The sequence below is a fragment of the Butyrivibrio sp. NC3005 genome, assembly GCF_000424545.1.
Taxonomy (GTDB): Bacteria; Bacillota; Clostridia; order Lachnospirales; family Lachnospiraceae; genus Butyrivibrio.
Genome location: NZ_AUKC01000061.1, coordinates 1 through 16,854, shown reverse-complemented (window position 1 = coordinate 16,854; position 16,854 = coordinate 1). Strand labels below are relative to the sequence as shown.

The window sequence follows — 16,854 nt, the reverse complement described above, 5'->3', positions numbered from 1 at the left end:
CCTAAAATTGCTGTTAGAAGGAACAGATGTAAAAAAATATGCATTAGAAAATCATCTTATGCTCTCAATTGTTATTTCTAAAATAAATGAGGCTTTCTATGACGAAATAGGTGATGTGATAATCGAATTTGATGGTGACAATCCTATACTAATCGAAGATTATATAGGAGATGTGAAAGAGATAATTGGGGAATAAAAGTTTTAGACAAAGTGTAGTTACTGTTTTGAAACAGTAAGAAACATTCAGATATAAGAAAAAGATAATTGGGGAATAAAAGTTTTAGACAAAGTGTAGTTACTGTTTTGAAACAGTAAGAAACATTCAGATATAAGAAAAAGAATTTTTAATGTAGGAAGGAATGAAATGTCAGCTTCTGATAATAAAAAAATACCAAAAAGAATAGCAAATACTATTATATCTTCTCTTAAGGGAGGCGTTGTTCCAAGAATAGGCCTTCCCTTCGTTACAGTTGGAAGAAAAAATGAAATAGATGCTTTATTAAGAGATGTCGATATAATCGCAGATGGAGGTGCTTCTTTCAGATTCATTGTCGGAAAATATGGGAGCGGAAAAAGCTTTTTGCTTCAAACTATAAGAAATTATGTTATGGATAAAGGTTTTGTTGTAGTTGATGCAGATCTTTCTCCTGAAAGACGTCTGTATGGTAATAAAGGTCAGGGGCTTTCTACTTACAAGGAGCTTATCCAAAACATGTCTACAAAGACTAGACCTGAAGGCGGTGCACTTAATCTTATTCTGGATAAATGGATTGGGAATATTCAAAATCAGGTAGTAGCTGATGGAATTATGATAGATAATCCTTTGTTTGAAGGAGTTGTTGAACAAAGAATTTTTGGCGAGATATCTTCTATGAATGAGCTTGTTCATGGATTTGACTTTGCAAAGCTTCTGACTATGTATTTTCGTTCATATATGGATGGAGATGAGGAAACAAAATCAAAGGTAATCAAATGGCTAAGAGGCGAATATGCGACAAAAAGCGAAGCAAAATCTGAACTAGGAGTAAACATCATAATTACTGATGATGACTGGTATGAGTACATTAAACTTTTTGCCAGCTTTTTAAAAAAGGCCGGATACAGTGGCATGATGGTCATGATAGATGAGCTTGTTAATATATATAAGATTCCTAATTCTATTGCAAGACAATACAACTATGAGAAGATTCTGACTATGTATAATGACACAATGCAGGGAAAAGCTAAGAATCTTGGGTTTATTATGTCAGGAACACCGCAGTGTATTGAAGATACAAGGCGTGGAATCTATAGCTATGAAGCTCTTCGTTCAAGGCTTCAGGAGGGTAAATTCTCAAAAGATGGATGTAGAGATATGCTGGGACCTGTGATAAGGTTAGAGCCATTAACTTCTGAGGAAATGCTTGTTCTATGCGGGAAACTTTCAAATATACACAGTCAGCTTTATGGATATGAAGAAAAGATTACTGATGAGGACATCTACTACTTTATCAAAATTGAGTTTGGAAGAATTGGTGCAGACAGTCATATTACTCCTAGAGAAGTTATTAGAGATTTTATTGAAATACTAAATATTCTTTACCAGAAAAATGAGCTTACAATTAAGGATTTATTAGGTTCTGATGAATTTGTCTATGCTAAAAATGAGATTGAAACAAATGCAGACAAATTTGTAGTGGATTCTCCGGATTTAGCAAGGAAAGATGATATGTTTGCAGAGTTTGAAATATAACTTTTGAAAGATTGAGTGCTTATTATAGATGATAAGAGAATGCAAAAAGCTGTGTAGGTTGTAGGAAAAAGGCATGGATATATTTGAAAAATATGCTCCTTTTATTCAGGATTTTATTTACAGGAATGGATGGGAAGAGCTAAGGGCTATTCAAGTGGCAGCAGGTGATGCTGTTTTTAATACAGATGATAATCTTCTTTTGTGTGCTTCTACTGCTTCTGGTAAGACGGAGGCAGCCTTTTTTCCTATACTTTCTATGTTCTATGAGAATCCTCCAAAATCTGTTGGAGCTTTGTATATAGGTCCACTTAAAGCGTTAATAAATGATCAGTTTACAAGGCTTGAAGATTTGTGCAATGAAGCAGATATTCCTGTGTGGCACTGGCATGGAGATGTGTCAGCATCTCACAAGAATAAGCTTTTAAAAAATCCTTCAGGAATCTTGCAGATAACTCCGGAATCTCTTGAGGCTCTTCTTCTTCACAAACACTCAATGTTGGTATCTTTGTTCGGAGATTTGAGATTTATAGTAATAGACGAGGTTCATTCGCTTTTTCGAGGTGACCGTGGTGGTCAGACTTTGTGTCTTTTGGAACGGTTATCCAGAATGGCAGGAGTTAACCCAAGAAGAATTGGTCTGTCTGCAACTATTGGAGATTTGGAAGCTGTAGGTAGGTTTTTATCGCTTGGAACAGGCAGAAATACTATAATTCCTAAGATTGAGGCAAGGAGCAAAACTTGGAGAATTTCTGTTGAACATTTTTTTATAAGTGGAGAACAGGCATCTGATACGGTAAAAAGTTCAAAAAAAGCCGAAGAAATGGTGAAAAATGGAACGGTTATTGATGCACAGGTGATAAATTCTGTTCCTTTAGATAAAGAAGAACACTACTGTTTTGCTGAACCTTCTACTGATACTGCTCCAAAGGCAGCAGATCCGGGATTTGGATATATTTTTGAACATACAAAGGGAAAGAAATGTCTTGTCTTCTGTAATTCCAGAGAGGATGCTGAGGCTGCTACAACGACTCTTAGGGAGTATTGTGAAGCTATGCATGAAAAAGACAGATTTCTTATTCATCATGGGAATCTATCAACTTCTTTTCGTGAATCGGCAGAAAGATTAATGAAGGATGAGGATTCTTATTTAACTACTGTTACTACTTCTACACTTGAGCTTGGAATTGATATTGGAAGACTGGAAAGAGCATTTCAGATAGATGCTCCTTTTACTGTCTCTTCTTTTTTGCAGAGAATGGGAAGAACCGGAAGGCGTGAACTTCCACCGGAAATGTGGTTTGTTATAAGAGAAGAACATCCAGAACCAAGAGCGATGATGCCTGAAAATATCCCATGGAAACTAATTCAGGCTATAGCGCTTATACAGGTATATCTTGAAGAAAGATGGGTTGAACCACCAAGACTAGATAGGCTTTGTTATAGTCTTTTATTCCACCAGACTATGAGTACTCTTGCAAGCTGCGGTGAGATGACTCCTGTTGAACTTGCAAAAAGAATACTTACTTTGACATATTTTCATAGGATATCTCAGGAGGATTTCAAGGTTCTTCTTCATCATATGCTGGAAAAAGATTATATTCAGAGAACTGAAAGAGGCGGAATTATTCTAGGTCTAACGGGCGAGCGAATAACAAACCATTTTAAATTCTATGCTGTATTTCAGGAAAATGAAGAGTTTACGGTAAGAGATGAGTCCAGAGAACTTGGGACTATTGTAAAACCGCCACCTGTTGGAGAGAAAATTGCTATTGCGGGACATGTATGGGTGGTTGATGAAATAGATTTCAAGCGCCATAACGTGTACTGTACTATGGTCAAAGGCAGAGTTCCTGCATATTTTGGCGATTGTCCCGGAGATATCCATACTCATATATTAGAGCGCATGAAAGAAGCTTTAAGAGAGGATAAAATATATCCTTATCTTATGGCTAATGCTGTTTCAAGACTAAAAGAAGCAAGAAATATGGCAAAGCATTCTGGAATATTAGAGAAACCTTTGATATGCCTTGGAGGAAAAATGTGGGCTCTTTTCCCGTGGCTTGGTACATACTCTTTTATGGCACTTGAAAGATTTTTGAAAATAAAGTGTGCAGGATTTCTGGGATTAAAAGGTATGGATAGTGCTAAGCCTTATTATATTCAGTTTACTATGAGTGCAGATGAAAAGACTTTCTATGAATTGATAACATCGTTAGCTAAAGAGCCTATAAATCCTCTAGAACTTGTATATCCTAAGGAAGTTCCTCTTTTTGAAAAATATGATGAGATGCTTCCGGAATCTTTAGTGATTAAAGGGTTTGCATTTGGAGTTCTAGACATTGATGGAATGTTAAAAAGAGTTAAAGAGTGGGAAAGGTTTATTCCAGAAAAAATAGATGAAAGTAATACGGGACGAATTGAGTCATCTTTCTAAAGTAAAAGAAAATTACCATGATGGTAAAAAAGAGGTATTTCACCATTTTTTTAGTGAAATACCTCTTTTGAGAAATTAAATCGTATCAGAAATAATTATTTAACTACGATATTGACGAGCTTTTTAGGAACGTAGATTTCTTTTACAATTGTCTTACCTTCTATAGCATCTTTCATCTTATCGAGTTCTTTTGCCTTGGCGATTACGTCATCTTTATCAGCATCAGCTTCGATTACCATCTTGCTCTTAACTTTTCCGTTAATCTGAGCAACGATTTCTACTGTCTTATCGATAGTCTTCTGCTCATCATATTCTGGCCATGGAGCAATAGATACAAGTCCTTCACCGCCTATATATGTCCACATCTCCTCACAGATATGTGGTGCAAATGGAGCAAGAAGTCTGATGAATACAGAAAGTTCTTCTTTGGAGATAGTACCTGCAGAACTTACTTCGTTCATGAATGTCATCATAGCTGCAATAGCTGTGTTGAATTTCATTGCTTCGATATCTTCTGTTACCTTCTTAATCATCTTATGAAGACTGCTTTCAAGAGATGTATCTTCAGGTTTCTTATCTAGAATGTCTGTAAGTGATGCGAAACGGTCAATAAATCTCTTACATCCTTTAACGCCATTTTCGCTCCAAGGAGTAGCTGCGCCATAGTCACCCATGAACAGAACGTAGAGTCTTAATGTATCTGCACCATACTGGTTTACGATATCCATAGGATCGACTACGTTTCCTTTGGATTTACTCATCTTCTCTCCGTCTGGTCCGAGGATAAGTCCCTGATAAGAACGCTTTGCATAAGGTTCTTTTGTGCTAACATATCCCTGATCATAAAGGAATCTATGCCAGAATCTGGAATAAATAAGGTGACGTGTTACGTGTTCCATACCACCGTTATACCAGTCAACAGGCATCCAATATTTAACCTTTTCAGGATCAGCAAATGCATTATCATTGTGCGGATCACAGAAGCGGAGGAAATACCATGAAGAACCTGCCCACTGTGGCATTGTATCTGTTTCTCTCTTGGCAGCAGCTCCGCACTTAGGACATGTGCAGTTTACAAATGAGTCAATCTTTGCAAGTGGTGAGTTTCCATCTTCGCCTGGTTCGAAATTCTTAACATCAGGAAGTTCAAGTGGAAGCTGGTCTTCAGGAACAGGAACCACGCCGCAGTTTGGACAGTGGATAAGCGGGATTGGTTCGCCCCAATATCTTTGACGGTTGAATGCCCAGTCTTTCATCTTGTACTGAACACCTCTCTCACCGATGCCTTTTTCCTTCAAGAACTCAAGCATTCTTTCGATAGAGTCTTTTTTGTTAGTAAATCCATTGAGGAAGTCAGAGTTAATCATTTCGCCATCGCCAGTGTACGCTTCTTTTTCAATGTCTCCACCTTTGATAACCTGTACAATCGGTACTCCGAATTTCTTGGCAAAGTCATAGTCACGCTGGTCGTGAGCAGGAACAGCCATGATAGCGCCTGTACCATATCCCATCATTACATAATCAGCGATGAAGATAGGAATTTCTTTTCCTGTAATAGGATTGATAGCACTAAATCCGTCAAGTTTAAGACCTGTCTTATCCTTGACAAGCTGTGTACGCTCGAATTCTGTTTTCTTTGCACATTCTGCTCTGTAATTTTCAACATCAGCAAAATTGGCAATGCGATTCTTATACTTATCAATAAGTGGATGCTCAGGTGCCATTACCATGAAGGTTACACCAAAAAGGGTATCGCATCTTGTTGTATAAATCTCAAGCTTTTCATCAATGTCTTTAATCTGGAAATTAACGAAAGCACCTGTTGATTTTCCAATCCAGTTGACTTCCTGCTGTTTTACATTATCAGGGAAATCTACAGAATCAAGACCTTCAAGAAGTTTATCAGCATAATCTGTGATACGAAGGTACCAAACGCTCTTCTCTTTCTGTATTACGTCGCTATGGCAGATATCGCACTTACCACCCTGCGAATCTTCATTGGAAAGAACTACCTTACAGTGAGGGCAATAGTTTACGAGAGTATTTGCTCTGAAAACAAGGCCTTTTTCATATAACTTAAGGAAAATCCATTGTGTCCATTTATAGTAGTCTGATGTGCTGGTAGCAAACTCGCGGTCCCAGTCAAAAGAAAATCCAACTGCGCGAAGCTGATCTGAAAAGTGATCGATATTTTTCTGAGTTATTACTGCTGGATGTGTGCCTGTTTTAATAGCATAGTTCTCAGCTGGAAGTCCGAAAGAGTCAAATCCTATAGGGAACATAACGTTATATCCCTGCATACGACGCTTTCTGGAGATTACCTCAATACTAGAGTAAGCTTTAATATGACCTACATGCATTCCTGCGCCTGATGGATAAGGAAATTCTACAAGACCGTAGAATTTTGGCTTTTTGCTGAAATCTTCTGCTTTGAAGATTCCGGACTCCTGCCATTTCTTTTGCCACTTAGGCTCAATTTGTTTAAAATCGTATTCCATTTTTTCCTCCCTGTATATGAAAAGCATTGAATACTTTATTATATTTAACTTCTTTTAACAAACGATATTACACGTAATTGTAGCAAATATGCTATATGCTGTCAAAAATAAGCGGTTAATTTTCTTGATTTATTTTAATGATATTTTGCTCATTCTATGATAAAACTGCTCATAAAAATCTTTTGAAGTATCATATGCAATTACATAGAAAATTTGAAGAATATACCTTGCCATTTTAATGCCTTTTTCTTCAGGCATTTGAGAAAGTATTTCCTGTATATTGATTTTGAAACTGTGCCATTTATCTACAAATTGTTCGTATTGTTCGATATCTTCAATACCTATCCACTCTGAAAGTTTAACATTATATCTTTCTTCTTTCGGTTTAGTACATTCATTTATCTGCAAAATATATTTGTAATCCTTCTTATTCAAAGAAGAATCATTTGAATTAAAGAAATATCTTCCCATAGGAAAAAGTCTGCAGAACCCTGGTCTGTATTTATGGATAGAACATCGTTTATTTTCGTTCAAAAAAGGACACTTATCTTCTGCATTTTTATTATTTTCATCATAGAGCTTTATATTAGGAAGGATTAATTCATCTACCATTCTTATTTCGATTTCTTTTTCAATCATTTCTTCAAAGCTTTTGTTTAAGACTTTGGAGAGATTATACATATCATAAGGATCTAAGATTATGGAATCACCTGTTGTTTGACAGCATTCACTACAACCTTCGCAGGCATTGCAGCCAACAGGAACTTCATCATCTATATCATATAGTTTTCCGTCTGATATTTCGTTTATATCAATATCTCTGAACATAATTTTCCTCGTAAATAATCAGTTTTTGTCAGTAATAATTATAGGCTACTATTATGTTACTATCTACAATTTTTTTGGAAATTAAATCTAATAGCAATATGATACTGTTTGCGTATTGCTTTTTGTCAGGCTACATAAAACTGATAATTTTTCTTAAAATGCGATTCTTGTCTGAAAAAAGCCTTTATGTTGAAACTTTTCATGATTTAAAATCACGATAAAAGCTGAATTTGTAGGAATTAATTCCAAAATACACCATGTAAAAATGTTTTTTACCATATTTATTCCAAAAACAACCATATCTTTATAAAAATCTTTCCAAAACACAGCAGAAAAAACTATAATTATATTCCAAAATAAAGCATTTCTTAGCACGATTCCAAAATACAACAGGTAAAAATAGCTAGTTTTTTAGTAAATTCCAAAACAAACCACGTCTTCGATATAAATATTCCAAAAAACACCATAAATTAAAGGAAACTGCCTATTATTGTTCCAAAAACAAGCAACTCTTCTAGAAAAGAAATCCAAAAATAAGCAATACTTCAAAAGGATCATTCCAAAAACGAGCATAACTTTAATGAGCGTTGCTAATTTTATTGTTTTAATCATATGATATAAAAAAACTGTAAATATCTGTAAATTACAGAAAATAACAGGATAAATGTGAGTGTTATGATTCAAAAGGCACGGATATCTGCTCTTTTACAGATTATGCCAATGGAAATAATCGCAGAAAAAAATATTTTTTTACAATGATTCCAAAATTAAACATGTCTTTGAAGAAAATGACGTTCCAAAAATAAGCAGGACTTATATTATGGTTAAAAAAGTTTATGGAAACTCGATAGTGCTGTTAAAATACAAACGATATAAAGATAACGCGTAAACTCAATATTTATGCCTGTTAAGGACATATTTGCATTTTTTATATGTTTATTTTTGGAAAATATAACAATTACTCGAATAAAAATATATGTTTTTTTATGGAATATTATATATTGAATTCGAGATATAAATGTGATATATTTTTCTAGTTTTTGCGTTTTAAGCATTATTTAAGGTTCAAATATTTCTAAAAAGTTTTATTTAAATGGAGTTATTATGGAAAAGATTTATTCAGTTTCCTTGCAAAGTGACATGGATAGTCACATCAGGCATTGGATTCCGGGGATGGTAGATTTTTTGATTTGTACAGATTATGAGTATCACTCATTCAAGAGTTTAAGAAGCGCTAAGAAGATTTCTAATGATCCACCAGATATTCTTTTTTTTAATGTTGAAAGTAATAGTGATGTGGATTTTTTGATAAATGTTAGAAAACAGACAGTAAGGACCATGACTTATTTAATGGTTTTGTCAAATCGACTTGTTAATCCTAGATTATATGTTCATCCTTATATTAATCCTAATGAGTTGTTTTTAAATGAAGAGAATACTTCTGTTATGAAGCAAAGGTGTCGAAAATTGATTCAATTTGTTGGCAAAGAAAAACAGAAGGAATATGATGGAATTCCATGTAGAAATGCTAAGAACTATTATGATCAGCGTATTGTAAATATTAATGAAATCGAAGCAATAGTGTGCAGTGGAAAAACTTTAACGCTTTTATCCCCTGCTATTTCCGGAGAATACGAAATATCTTTAAACTGTTCTTTAAATCAAATTTGTAATATTACTAATGGGGCTTTTTATAGATGTAATCGAAATACGCTTGTTAATAAATGTCTTATTGATCATATTGAATACGATACTAATGAAATAGTAACAGAAAGCAATAATTCTTTCGTGATGTCAAATTCATATATGACAGATGAATTCCATGATATTTTTATACGGAAGTAAGTGACAAAACCTAGAGGTTTTGTCACTCACATTCAAATATGTCTGTGACAATGTCAAGAGGTTTTCTGTGTATCTTGTAGATAACATCTTGAAAGGTTATAAACTTCTTTTCAAAAATAAATTTCATGTAATTAGGTGTAAGTCTCATAGTGATGCCATATTTGTCTAAAACAGGCTGTAGTTTGTCAGATATTTTACTACAAGCATCTTGAGGGTCGTGTGTCATACTTCTAGACAATATTGATAGAAGTGTTCCAATTGTCCTAATAAAGATATTAATATTTTCGTTATCAGAAGCATCCATTGCCTGGAGAACTTTAATCGACCATTTTGGAGAGATATGGTGATAAAAGCCGTATTTTAGGTCTATTTCAATAAGATCATTTGTAGTATCAAAATGGATATATAGTATATTTCCACAGATAAAGACTTCTTTTACTCGAACCATTGTTTTTTCAAAAGGAAAAGAAATGTTTTCGCATCCAGTTACCATTAAATCTGCATGAAGAATTCTGGGGAGTTTTTCTTCTTCAAGGTTAATATCATTTGTAACACTATTACTTTCAGCTGTACTTGTATTATCATTAATATCGTTTATTTTTGTTGCAGATGCTTCGTATCCATTTTCATTGTTTGTCTTAAATAATTTATATATAGTATTTTTGGATGCAAAAGGACCAGGAAGACAATAGCCTACAGTTCTTGTGTTTTCAAAGAAATCTTTTCTAAGGTTTATGGTTTCTTTGTCTGTATTTTCAAAAGGTGATTCAGACTCTATCGTATTACCTAGTTCTTTAGAGGATATGGAATAGCAAATTGTATCTGGAAGGTTTTCATATGCATTAGTTTCCATAATAAGGATTTCATTTTCGGTAAATAATTTAATGTAAACCTGTTGAATGTCATGGAAAAAATTCTTTTCTTTACTAAAGTGATTAGCACCGCCAAGATAGAAATTTCCATAGGTATAAACTGGAAGAAATTCGTTGTAATAGTCATATAAAAAAGATGAGTTTTTAGAGGTTGATTTCTGCGGCCAGAATGCTTCTGGTGTGGGAAATTCATTATAAACTTGCAATCCTACGGAGAAATTTAGTTTTTTGGTATTATCGAATTCGCATGAGTGCGCAATTGACATTAGCTTTTCATTTGCCTTAGTTTGAACAAAGAGATTATTATAAAAGCGGCAGTCTCCGTGAAGAATAGGACCAAAACCTCTTATAACAGTTTCGTGCGGCATATGGTACGGCGAAATATTTATATCGTTAAAGTTAGAAAATATAGTTTTGTTTTTGTTTCCAACATAAGTGAATGCCCCTGCTATAAGATTGTGAACAAAAGCATAGCCATCAGAATTTAGTCTAGCTGAAAATGGTGATAACATAACATTGTTATCTATTAATATAGGACCATGGATATGTGATAAATACAAGTCTTCGCCAAATTGTAAACTTGAAGAATAATCTTTATTTTCATAGGAATAATTGTCGTGCAAGATATTCTGATTGATTCTGCATCCTTGCGCAGAGTAGTCAATCCATATACCTCGTGCATTATTTTCAATGTGGTTTCTTCTTATTGTAGTGTCAACTGTCGCACTAAGCTTTATTGCTGCAGTATCTTTTTTTAACGAGAGATTACCTTTATTAATATTGTAGATATGGTTATCTTCTATTTTGGAAAAAATAGCTCCAAAGTCTCCACTAATTCCAGCGTGCAGACAGTTGTGGATTTCGCATCGTTTAATAATGTGACTTCCGACAGTAGATTTATTCCAGATAGAGTGTTCTACTTTCATTATATTTTCGAGTTTTATTTGAGCAGGACTCTTTTTGAAACAGGTTGACAATGTACTTGTGTTATCTTCATTGTTATATATATCTAAACTTATTCCGCAACACATGTTATTTTTGATTTCACAGTCTTCAATACACCATCCTTTTGAATTGTTAGGATTAACTGCGGCATTTTTTTTAGAATTGTAAGATGTATCACCATAAGATGTTTTTTCCAGTACAAATCCTTGAATAGTTATATAGTCTATGCCTTCTTTGACCGGGGAAAAGCAATTATTTCGAAAGGTCATTTCGAGAGGGATATTTTCAATGTTTTCCAAAAATCTTATATAAATAACAGTTGCAATATTTTCTTTTAATGTAAACCATACTCCTTTTAAATTTTTATAATCTTCTGGAATGGGATTTAGGATTTCATTTATAGAGTATACTTTGCGAAGTTCATCATCGCCAATATATAGGTTTATGGCATGTCTTTTTTCTTCAATTGAAACAAGTCTTTGGAAAGAATTCTCATTTATAATGGATGAATCAGGAATTTCTTTTTTGTAAATGTAATCTTTTCTATATCTGTACTCCGACTTATTTGTGTTATTATTTATATCACTTATCGTGTCTGGGAATGTTTTAACATCTAGTTTTTGCAGATTATCGACTATCTCTGCGCCGCTAATTACAGCACCATGATACTTTGTGCTTCTATAGATAATTGGATTATTTTTTGTTCCAGAAAAAGCCGGTTTTACCCATTCTCTGTATATTCCAGGTGCGACGTTTACAATATCTCCTTCTTTGGCTATTTTTGCTGCTTCTGAGATTGTTTTAAACGGATGAAAATAACTACCATCTCCAGAATGTTCTTCTTTTTGAGAAACATATATTTCCATTGTGTATTTATCCTTTTCTTGTAAAAGTTATTCCAATCCCCCTATCAGCGTATATATCGGATTATTATAAATCTAGCTTTATTAGAATATTTTATAAAAAAAGCAGGTTTTCAATTGAAAACCTGCAGTTAGTATTTACTTAGTTGTCAGATTTGATGATAGAAAGAGAAACGTAATCATCTCCGATAGAGAGAGTTATAAATGCATCAATTGCACTTTTTCTCCACATATATGTTGTACTGTCTTTGCCTTCGTTTTTTTCATCAATAGAACCGTATTTGTCCTTGAAATAATCAAGAACTTTGTCTTTCTTTTCTTGATCTTTGATATTAGCTGATATACTAATATAATTAAGTTTTTCATCATCGAAAGATAAATAAGTAGATCCATATTTAACTTTGTCACTTTCTGTTAAACCTAATTCAGCAGGATCAAATTTCAAAGAAAGACCATCATCACCAAATTTATTTGTGTCTTTATACTCTTCTTTAATCTTCTCTGTAGTGTATTTCCACTTTAATTCATAAGGAAGTTTTCTGTTAGCTTCTGTAATAGCTGAACTGATTTTGACTATAAGAGTAATGACCAAAATTACGGCAATAACAGTTATTGCAATACCAATTTTCATGCTATTGCTAAAAGAAGACTTATTAGTATTCATCTGAGCATTAGCTGTATTGTTCATAGCATTTTGTGGCATCTGAGTATTCATATTGGAAAATGTATTAGCATTAGTATTGGATGCTGTAGTATTAGTGATATTTGAAGTGTTTACATTTTGAACGTTTGAGTTATCGATTTTGCTGCCACAATTTGAACAGAACATTTCCCCTTCTTTTAATGGTGCTCCACAATTAGGGCAAAATTTGTTATTCATTTCTTTCTCCTCCATAAATGACGTAAAAACATCTTTTTTCATTATAATGATAGGTGTGAATTACGTCAACGTTCTGCAAAATATATTGAGAAATAACTACTTGGTTTAATGAATTGTAACGTAGAAGATATTTTATGTTCGATTATTATGTTTATATATGTAATAATAGTGAGTTTTTTCTGTCTATATAGATGTAGGGCCTACAAATACTATTATTAAAAGGGGATGTAATGAGAGACGAAGAAATAATAGAGTTATACTTTGATCGCAATGAAAAGGCTATAACAGAGACCGATAAAAAATACAATAATTATCTATCGGCAATAGCTCGAAGCATTCTTGGCTGTAAAGAAGATGTTGAGGAAACATTAGATGATACTTATATGAAGGCTTGGAAGACAATACCTCCTACTAGGCCACATATTTTAAGAATTTTTCTGGGAAAGATAGCAAGAAATATAGCATTCAATAAATATGAAAACATGAATGCCAAAAAAAGAGGAGGTGGAATCATAGCAGATGTTCTAGATGAACTTGAAGAATGTATACCTGATTCCAATGATGTGGAGAACTTGGTTTTGAAAACTGAGCTTTCGAATATTATTAGAGATTTTGTGAATGAACTTCCCGATAAAGAGGCTTATATATTTGTATGCAGGTATTTTTATACTCAGGATATCAGTTCAATAGCAAAGAAGTTTGGTATGACTAATAACAATGTGTCGGTTACTCTTACAAGGCTTAGAGGTAAACTTTATAAAAGGCTTATAAAGGAGGGTTATTTAGCATCATGAAAAGTCGAGATTTATATTTGAGTATGATTGGTATAGATGATGATATATTGGAAAAAGCAGACAGATTTTCAAACAGGAAAAAAGTTTCAGTTTTTCACAGATTATTACCAGTTGTAGCCTGTATTTGCTGTGTTTTGTTTACTACTGTTACTGCAGCTGCTGCAATTCATCATTTCTGGGGGCGAGGTATGAGCGGTTTTTTGAAATCAACTGATACCCAGCAGCAGGTATTAACAGATAAGGGACAGGCTATAGTTTATAAAGAGCTAACAGATTATTCGACATATAAGATTACAGATAATGGAATTACTATTTCTCCTGATACTGTTGTTGCAGATGAAAATTTCGTGTATGCATCATTTAAGGTTATTGGCCTGGATATAGATGATTACAAGGAGCCGGGAGCAGATGTTGATTACTATTTGGGAGATGATAAAAATTCATTGGTAAATGGTTCCAGCTCATTTTATGATGGAACAATGATTGATGATAATGGTATGGCTGTTTATGATGATGGAACTGCTATTACTCCAGATGAAAATGGAAATTTTGGGCATTATAAAGATAAAAACGGAGATTTAGAATATGTAATTCAAATACAGGCTGGAGATGGTCTTAATTCTGTACTAGGATCAACTCTTCATGTAGATTTTTCATCACTTGGTATCTATACAGGTAAAGCCGAATTTACACCTTCTGTGAAAGGAAAATGGAATTTTGATTTAAAGCTTCCTAAAGTTAGCAGCAGTCAGACTATTACTGTAAATAAAGAAGTCCCCAATAGTAATTGCTCTATTACTACTGTTGAGATTTCGCCTGTATCAATTACAGTAAATTATAAGGTTGATGGCAAATTAAAAGAAACAGAGGATGGAACGGGTATTCCTGAATTTATCGGATTTGTATTAAAAGATGGAACAAGACTTCCTTTGGTAGCAAATGGCGGCAGCAGTGGATTTAAGGATGAATCGAGAAAAGAAGCTGTTTGCATTAGAGGATATGACAGGGTAATTGATATTTCCAAGGTAAAATCACTTCTTCTTTGGCCAAATGACTATGGTGGATGCGATAAGGTTGAAGTTAAAATTCAGTAAATTCTATAAATTCAATGTTTTATGAGGCTAAAAACGTATTAGATGCAAGTTTTTCCTATGGATAATTGTCTAAAATAGGTTGCATAATAGCGCTGATAATATCATGGATAATCACCAAAGAAAAGTGAATGAAATGTTGTGAATACGGCGATTGAGAAGTTTTAAACTAAAAGGGGCTGTGAAAAAATGATAAATCATTTTTCCCAGCTCCCTTTTATTGCTATTTTTTATGCGGGACTATTCCTTTTATGGAAAAAAGTGTATAATACCACTTTTAGTGTACGGGAGAGGATTCGAACCCCAGACCTACCGCTTAGGAGTTTGCCCCGGACCTAAAAATAGAGTGTTTTTAAGTATGTTAAATCAGGCTGAAACAGTGAGAAAATCTGCGATTATGACCTGTTAGAATCTGCCTTTGTATGCTTATATATTTTGGAGTATTTTGCAAGTGCCACTGCCAATTTACTGCCACTTTGTCAAAGTAGCACTATGAACTCATCTGGCTAATGATAGCTTTTTTAGTCTTATTAAGGTGCATAAAATCCCATCACAGTTGGCATCTTTATTGCTTAATAATATATTGATCTATACTCAGCTGCCCCAAAGTAAGCAGTTCCAAAATTCTTAAAGCCGGACCACTTGGAATATTTACTCCTTCTTCCCATGCTTCAACAGTCTTTTTTGAAACTCCAAAGCACTTTGCAAAAATTGCCTGAGATATTCCGAATTTAAGACGGAGCTCTTTTATTTCATTAGCAGTGTATTCCTTTACAGGTCTAACCTCTAATACCGTCTTCCTACCTTGTGATTTCCCATATTTTTTAATATCTTCAACTTCTTCACTAAGACTCTTCATGAGACTTTCGTACATTGAACTCATACCTTACACCTCATCCAAATTCCTTGATAAATTCAACTAATTTCTTGATCTCGTTTCTCTCAGCTTTTGATAGATTTTCTTTTTCATTCTTTGCAAAAACATCAAGCAGATGTATTTCTTCTCTGATTTCAATATCCAGATAACATACCCTGGCTGAACCACTTTTTCCGCGATTGTTGTAAGCAAATCTCATTTTTCTAAGACCGCCTGTCCCACGCATAACATCACCAACTTTTGGATTTTCTAACAGCTCTTCCTGAAGTCTGCGTAAATCTTCTTCAGTAAAACCAAGTTCTTTCCATTTTGCTGTAAAATATTTTGTCTCAATAAATGTTCTTTTCATATCTCTATTATATCCTATTGAATAGGATTGTCAATATAAACGAAAAAGTCCCATATTTCTTTCCATCAGCGGCAGTTGTAAAGAAATCCTTTACAACTGAATTCTTATCCTATTCGACTTATATGTCAGGAACGCCTCTGGTAATGTCCGTATAATGTTCTGCAATGTTAAAAATTCCGTATTTATGCGGTTTTTTAATGTCAGAATAATGTTTGTATAATGTCATAAATAACAGATTAGCCTCCCTTATAAACAAGAGAGGCTAATCTGTTATTTCCCAGCATTTATAATTGTCTTCAGCAATGCCGCCATTTCCGGCTTCTGTAATAGCCGCATCAAGGTTTCAGCATCAGTTTCTTCCTTTGGTGGAGTTTTACTTCGCTTTTGGTATTCTCAGATTTATCATTACCGTTATAAAAAGCATTCTCCATCATTTTTGCATTCACTTTTCTGTTTTCAATGTACGGGAAGGGATTCTAACCCTCGACCCCACGCTTAGGAGAAGAAAGCTCACGGAGAAAATGTTGAAAGGAAGCGCCTTTCCATACCACCTTTTTTGAGACTCACTCACTCACTTACTCACTCACCCAAAATGTATGCTTGAAGTATGTATTCTTAGATAAAATTACAGAAACACGCATTTACTGCGGGTTTCGTGAGTATATGATTCAGGCGTCAACCAAGCCCTTCGATGAAGTCAACTTAAATTGGCTTGGTTGATATATTCTTGAATTTTATATTCAAGAATGTATGACTTCTTGTCACTTATATTCAGAAACTCGCATTTACTGCGAGTTTCGTGAGAACAAAAGTCAAGTGGCAAACTGGTCCAAGGCGAAGCCTTTT

12 protein-coding genes are annotated in these 16,854 nt (G+C 34.0%); 6 read left to right on the top strand and 6 right to left on the bottom strand.

Features of this window, described 5'->3' with window-relative positions:
* The 3 genes from G634_RS0113720 to G634_RS19345 form a co-directional block, all read left to right on the top strand.
* Positions 1-196 (top strand): tellurite resistance TerB C-terminal domain-containing protein (locus G634_RS0113720; RefSeq protein ID WP_026505762.1); only part of this gene is annotated, 196 nt, incomplete at its 5' end.
* A 168-nt stretch (positions 197-364) separates the two neighbouring features.
* Positions 365-1,732: an ATP-binding protein gene (locus tag G634_RS0113715; RefSeq protein WP_026505761.1), complete on the top strand. Its 1,368-nt coding sequence runs from the start codon at positions 365-367 to the stop codon at positions 1,730-1,732.
* Between the two features lie 73 nt (positions 1,733-1,805).
* Positions 1,806-4,166 (top strand): DEAD/DEAH box helicase, encoded by a 2,361-nt coding sequence (locus tag G634_RS19345; RefSeq protein WP_051234026.1) that lies wholly within the window; start codon positions 1,806-1,808, stop codon positions 4,164-4,166.
* A 95-nt stretch (positions 4,167-4,261) separates the two neighbouring features.
* Here G634_RS19345 and leuS read toward each other — a convergent pair whose 3' ends face one another.
* Both leuS and G634_RS0113700 read right to left on the bottom strand, forming a co-directional pair.
* A complete protein-coding gene (gene leuS / locus G634_RS0113705) occupies positions 4,262-6,664 on the bottom strand; it encodes a leucine--tRNA ligase (RefSeq protein ID WP_026505760.1) in 2,403 nt (800 codons plus the stop codon).
* 129 nt (positions 6,665-6,793) lie between these two features.
* Positions 6,794-7,492 carry a YkgJ family cysteine cluster protein gene (locus G634_RS0113700; RefSeq protein WP_026505759.1) on the bottom strand — a complete coding sequence of 233 codons (699 nt, stop codon included), beginning with the start codon at positions 7,490-7,492 and terminating at the stop codon, positions 6,794-6,796.
* Between the two features lie 1,104 nt (positions 7,493-8,596).
* On the opposite strand from G634_RS0113700, the gene G634_RS0113690 reads away from it, so the two are divergent.
* Positions 8,597-9,337 carry a LytTR family transcriptional regulator DNA-binding domain-containing protein gene (locus tag G634_RS0113690; RefSeq protein ID WP_026505757.1) on the top strand — a complete coding sequence of 247 codons (741 nt, stop codon included), beginning with the start codon at positions 8,597-8,599 and terminating at the stop codon, positions 9,335-9,337.
* A 22-nt stretch (positions 9,338-9,359) separates the two neighbouring features.
* Here the strand turns inward: G634_RS0113690 and G634_RS0113685 are convergent, their stop codons facing one another.
* On the bottom strand, positions 9,360-12,020 hold the full coding sequence (locus G634_RS0113685) for a right-handed parallel beta-helix repeat-containing protein (RefSeq protein ID WP_026505756.1): 2,661 nt from the start codon (positions 12,018-12,020) through the stop codon (positions 9,360-9,362).
* 139 nt (positions 12,021-12,159) lie between these two features.
* A complete protein-coding gene (locus G634_RS0113680) occupies positions 12,160-12,897 on the bottom strand; it encodes a zinc ribbon domain-containing protein (RefSeq protein WP_026505755.1) in 738 nt (245 codons plus the stop codon).
* A gap of 230 nt (positions 12,898-13,127) precedes the next feature.
* On the opposite strand from G634_RS0113680, the gene G634_RS0113675 reads away from it, so the two are divergent.
* Both G634_RS0113675 and G634_RS0113670 read left to right on the top strand, forming a co-directional pair.
* A complete protein-coding gene (locus G634_RS0113675; RefSeq protein WP_026505754.1) occupies positions 13,128-13,691 on the top strand; it encodes an RNA polymerase sigma factor in 564 nt (187 codons plus the stop codon).
* Positions 13,688-14,785 carry a DUF4179 domain-containing protein gene (locus G634_RS0113670; protein ID WP_026505753.1) on the top strand — a complete coding sequence of 366 codons (1,098 nt, stop codon included), beginning with the start codon at positions 13,688-13,690 and terminating at the stop codon, positions 14,783-14,785. Before G634_RS0113675 ends, G634_RS0113670 begins: the two co-directional genes overlap by 4 nt.
* Before the next feature lie 562 nt (positions 14,786-15,347).
* On the opposite strand, the gene G634_RS0113665 is transcribed toward G634_RS0113670, so the two are convergent.
* Both G634_RS0113665 and G634_RS0113660 read right to left on the bottom strand, forming a co-directional pair.
* Positions 15,348-15,665 (bottom strand): helix-turn-helix domain-containing protein, encoded by a 318-nt coding sequence (locus G634_RS0113665; RefSeq protein WP_026505752.1) that lies wholly within the window; start codon positions 15,663-15,665, stop codon positions 15,348-15,350.
* A 10-nt stretch (positions 15,666-15,675) separates the two neighbouring features.
* Positions 15,676-16,008 (bottom strand): type II toxin-antitoxin system RelE/ParE family toxin, encoded by a 333-nt coding sequence (locus tag G634_RS0113660; protein WP_026505751.1) that lies wholly within the window; start codon positions 16,006-16,008, stop codon positions 15,676-15,678.
* Between the last annotated feature and the right edge of the window lie 846 nt (positions 16,009-16,854).

What these genes read in the sequence shown, in the direction of transcription:
- G634_RS0113715 (WP_026505761.1), top strand. Translation starts at nt 365, where the DNA reads ATGTCAGCTTCTGATAATAAAAAAATACCAAAAAGAATAGCAAATACT.
- G634_RS19345 (WP_051234026.1), top strand. Translation starts at nt 1,806, where the DNA reads ATGGATATATTTGAAAAATATGCTCCTTTTATTCAGGATTTTATTTAC.
- leuS (WP_026505760.1), bottom strand. Translation starts at nt 6,664, where the DNA reads ATGGAATACGATTTTAAACAAATTGAGCCTAAGTGGCAAAAGAAATGG.
- G634_RS0113700 (WP_026505759.1), bottom strand. Translation starts at nt 7,492, where the DNA reads ATGTTCAGAGATATTGATATAAACGAAATATCAGACGGAAAACTATAT.
- G634_RS0113690 (WP_026505757.1), top strand. Translation starts at nt 8,597, where the DNA reads ATGGAAAAGATTTATTCAGTTTCCTTGCAAAGTGACATGGATAGTCAC.
- G634_RS0113685 (WP_026505756.1), bottom strand. Translation starts at nt 12,020, where the DNA reads ATGGAAATATATGTTTCTCAAAAAGAAGAACATTCTGGAGATGGTAGT.
- G634_RS0113680 (WP_026505755.1), bottom strand. Translation starts at nt 12,897, where the DNA reads ATGAATAACAAATTTTGCCCTAATTGTGGAGCACCATTAAAAGAAGGG.
- G634_RS0113675 (WP_026505754.1), top strand. Translation starts at nt 13,128, where the DNA reads ATGAGAGACGAAGAAATAATAGAGTTATACTTTGATCGCAATGAAAAG.
- G634_RS0113670 (WP_026505753.1), top strand. Translation starts at nt 13,688, where the DNA reads ATGAAAAGTCGAGATTTATATTTGAGTATGATTGGTATAGATGATGAT.
- G634_RS0113665 (WP_026505752.1), bottom strand. Translation starts at nt 15,665, where the DNA reads ATGAGTTCAATGTACGAAAGTCTCATGAAGAGTCTTAGTGAAGAAGTT.
- G634_RS0113660 (WP_026505751.1), bottom strand. Translation starts at nt 16,008, where the DNA reads ATGAAAAGAACATTTATTGAGACAAAATATTTTACAGCAAAATGGAAA.